The sequence below is a fragment of the Rhizorhapis sp. SPR117 genome (genome assembly GCF_021742065.1).
In genome coordinates this window covers 1-3,645 of record NZ_JAKKIE010000137.1, presented here as the reverse complement: position 1 = coordinate 3,645, position 3,645 = coordinate 1, and the positions used below count along the sequence as shown (strand labels likewise).

Annotated in this window: 4 protein-coding genes; 2 read left to right on the top strand and 2 right to left on the bottom strand. The window is 53.1% G+C overall.

Translation table 11 applies throughout. The features are described 5' to 3' along the window. Positions 1-382: 382 nt before the first annotated feature. A complete protein-coding gene (locus L3X40_RS21280; protein ID WP_237367342.1) occupies positions 383-1,303 on the top strand; it encodes a LysR family transcriptional regulator in 921 nt (306 codons plus the stop codon). Positions 1,304-1,483: 180 nt separating this feature from the next. Here L3X40_RS21280 and L3X40_RS21275 read toward each other — a convergent pair whose 3' ends face one another. Next, on the bottom strand, positions 1,484-2,200 hold the full coding sequence (locus L3X40_RS21275) for a hypothetical protein (protein WP_237367341.1): 717 nt from the start codon (positions 2,198-2,200) through the stop codon (positions 1,484-1,486). 69 nt (positions 2,201-2,269) lie between these two features. Beyond that, positions 2,270-2,710, bottom strand: a complete 441-nt coding sequence (locus L3X40_RS21270; RefSeq protein ID WP_237367340.1) for an acyl-CoA dehydrogenase family protein — start codon at positions 2,708-2,710, stop codon at positions 2,270-2,272. A 354-nt stretch (positions 2,711-3,064) separates the two neighbouring features. Here L3X40_RS21270 and L3X40_RS21265 point away from each other — a divergent pair, with 354 nt between their 5' ends. Then, positions 3,065-3,592 carry a TonB-dependent receptor plug domain-containing protein gene (locus L3X40_RS21265; protein WP_237367339.1) on the top strand — a complete coding sequence of 176 codons (528 nt, stop codon included), beginning with the start codon at positions 3,065-3,067 and terminating at the stop codon, positions 3,590-3,592. The last annotated feature ends 53 nt before the right edge of the window (positions 3,593-3,645 follow it).

Here is a 3,645-nt window from a genome sequence, read left to right as displayed (position 1 = left end):
AGGTGGTTCAAACATGGGTCAGTTCTCGACGGAAATTTATATCCCTCCCGGGTCAACTCTCAGCGGTAATCAACAGGTAAAGGGATGAAACTGGCTGCGTTCATCACGCAGTGCGGATTGGGAATGCTCTATTGCCATCATAAAATCTCCATCAATCACCACAGCACGAATCGCCGCAGTGAAATTCTAATGCATTTATTCTCGCCCAAAGTTAATCTTAGAGCAACAGTCTATTGCTTATAGCTCTTACTTTTGCATATTAGTAACAATTTGATGGAGGTTCCGGTGCTGCAATTCAATCGATTCCGGTAATATTATTGACACAACTGGCGGCATGAAACAGGGAGAGGCTATGGAAGAGAGACCGGACCTAGGTAATGTTATGGCGATGATCTCATTCGCCGCCGTTGTAAGCACTGGGGGGTTTTCGAACGCCGCCAACCTGCTTGGCTATTCCAAGGCTGCGGTCAGCCGCCAGATCGCAAAGCTGGAACAGAGCATTGGCGTGCGTCTGCTTGAACGTACGACGCGTTCGGTCTCCCTGACACCTGCCGGACGCGAAATGTATGCCCGGTGTGCCAGAATTGTCGATGAGGTCAATGAGGCAAATCAGATCATCACCGGCATGGTATCAAAACCGCGTGGAGATCTCAAAGTCAACGCGCCCGTGGTTTCCTCCCTGTTCGACCTGACCGCGATCATTCCCCGATTTCTGCAGACCTATCCGGACATGCGCCTGTTCCTCAATCTTTCGGACAGCAAGGTTAGTATGCTCAAAGGCCGGTTCGACGTGGCCTTTTGGATGGGCGACCCCTTCGACTCCAGTCTTGAAGCGGTGCGGCTGCGGGATTACCCGATGGTTCTTGTCGCAGCGCCGACCTATCTCGCAAGCGCCGGCAGACTATCTACGCCGAACGATCTGAAAGATCACATCTGCATCATTGAAACACATCTTTCGAAAGTGGGAGAATGGCGTCTCTCAGATGACGTATCGGTCGCCGTAAACCGCGGCCCCTTGACCAGCAATTCCGTTCGCATGGCGCGCGAGGCTACCCTCCAGGGCCTCGGCGTCAGCTACCTCCCCCGCTTCCTGGTTGGGGAGGATATCGCCGCGAACAGGCTCGAACCGCTCCTGACCGATGTCGTCACCGAAAGCATACCACTCCACATCATCTTCCCGCGCGGAAACTTCGCCCTCTCGAAAGTCAGGGCATTCGTGGACTTTGTTCGTGGTGAGATGCAGGACAAGAGCAATGCCGTCCCAAGCGCAAGCGCGCTACTCGCGCCTGAGTCAATGGACTAACACTACTTTGGCAGTCTGGGTCGTGCGGGCTCGGTCAAAAGCGTTGCGCAGTGAGGACATCGTGGGGGTGGCGGTCGTGCAAAGAGATCGAGGATTGCCTGCCTAATGGGACAGCCACCAATCTGGCTACTCTTCAGACGCCGGCCCATTACGGCATCTAAGGCTTTGCGATTGTCATGATCACAAATCCATACAATCATTTTCAAAACCGAAGGCAAGTCCGCCGACATTGCGCGCATAGGGATAGGGATTGTTGGCAACATGGGCACGGGCACAGTGGATGTCGAGAAAAGCCCGCTGGATAACGTTACCGGAATAGATCGCCTTCCCTCCCGAAAACAGCATAAGCTTGTCTATCGCTTCGACACAACGCGAAACCATCGCTGTGGTGTGGTGGCCTAACTGTGCACGGCGTTCGACTGGCCAGTCGCCGCTCGCCGCCCGGGCTTCCAATTCTGCAATATCGGACGCGAGCCGCAGTTCAAGATCGTTGAGGGTAAGCCTGACTTCTGCCACCGCTTCCTGGATCGTCGTGTCGCCTGCAAGGCGCAATCCGGTATAGGTTGTACGCTTCTGCCGCGTGGTTTCTACAAATACATCGAGCGCACGCCGAAGCGAGCCTATCGAGGTGGTCGAAACGGTGCGATTAAAAAGTTGCGCAAACGGAATCGAATAGAGCGGTGCGGTATTGAGCGCATGTCCGGGACAGTCCAGATTGAACATGTCGCGTTCGCGGAGCACGCGGTGATCGGGTACGAACACATCATCGACGACAATATCGTTGCTGCCGGTAGGACAGAGACCCATTACATTCCAGGTATCGACAATATCATAGTCGCTGCGCGGCAGCAGGAAATTATAAGGTTCCGGCGTGCCATCGCCCCCTTCCGCAATCATGTTCGCGCCTAATATCACCCATGAGCAGTGAGCCGATCCGCTTGAGAATGCCCACCGGCCGCTGAACCTTTAGCCGCCATCGACCTTGGTGGCCTTCCCGGTTGGCATGTAAGAAGAGCTGATAAGTACCGTATTGTCCTGTACCCAAACCTCCTCCGCGGCCTGCGGGTCGAACAAGGCCAACTGCCAGTTATGAACGGCCACAACCCCATAGACCCATGCGCTGCCCATGCAGCCCTCAGCCAGCGTCTTCGCCACCTGGCAATAGACTGCTGGCGACATTTCATAGCCGCCATAGCGTTTTGGCTGCAGTATTCTGAAGAAGCCCGCATCCTGAAACGCCGCGATGGTTTCCTTGGGCACCTGCCTGTCGGTGATCGCTTGCGCTTCACGCTCCCGCAATATGGGCACGAGAGCGCGGGCGCGCTTTATGATATCGTCCGGGCTGATGCCGGTTTCCGCGTGGCGCATGTGCGATATTCCGTTTTCGGCTTCGAAGACCTGAGACATGATGCTCTCCCTATCGAGCAGCGAATCGCTGTGAGGATCAATCCAATGTAACTCGATGCGATTGAAATTGACAATTAACATTATTTTCTATGATTGTTGCAATTAGGTAACTTAAATTTCAAACTTAAAATTATTTTTTTTGTTTATTTACAGTATATTACTCGCATTCTCCTTAGAAAACTTTCGAATTGCAAAAATTCAAAAACCCTCTCAGTTAATTGTTTCTTTTTAGGAACAATATCATCATAATCACACATACTGTAAATTTTAAACTGCCGATTTATAACGGCTCGTTTTCACGGCCTGCCTGCTCGCAGTGCTGTAGGGGATCAAAAATCTAGGGAGTGAATAATCATGCAGATTAAATTACGCGCCGCGCGATATGTTTCGCTGATGCTGGCGTGCTCAGCGATGACCGTTCCGGTATTGGCCAGCGCTCAGGAAACGGCCAACGACGGTGCAGAGCCCGCCCTTTTCGGCGAAATCATCGTCACCGCCAATAAGCGCAGCGAGAACCTGCAGAAGGTTCCCATTTCGGTCAGCGCCTTTACGGGTGAGCAGATCAGTCGTCTGGGCATTACCGAAACAACGCAGATCACACAGCAGATACCCTCTCTGCGCGTCAATGCATGGTCCCCGAACCTGACAATCTTCAGCCTGCGCGGAATATCGCAGAGCAACTTTACCGACAATCTGGAAGCCCCTGTCGCGGTGTATCAGGACAATGCCTACATCGCCTCGATGAACGCCATTTCAGGTCAGCTGTTCGACATCAAGCGTGTAGAGGTTCTGCGTGGACCTCAAGGCACGCTGTTCGGTCGCAATGCCACCGGCGGCTTGATCCATTATCTCAGCGAAGATGCTAGTCACCCGGAACTGTAATCCACCTCATTGATTCACGCCTCTTTGAGGAGATGAACAATGCTAGGTCGGCA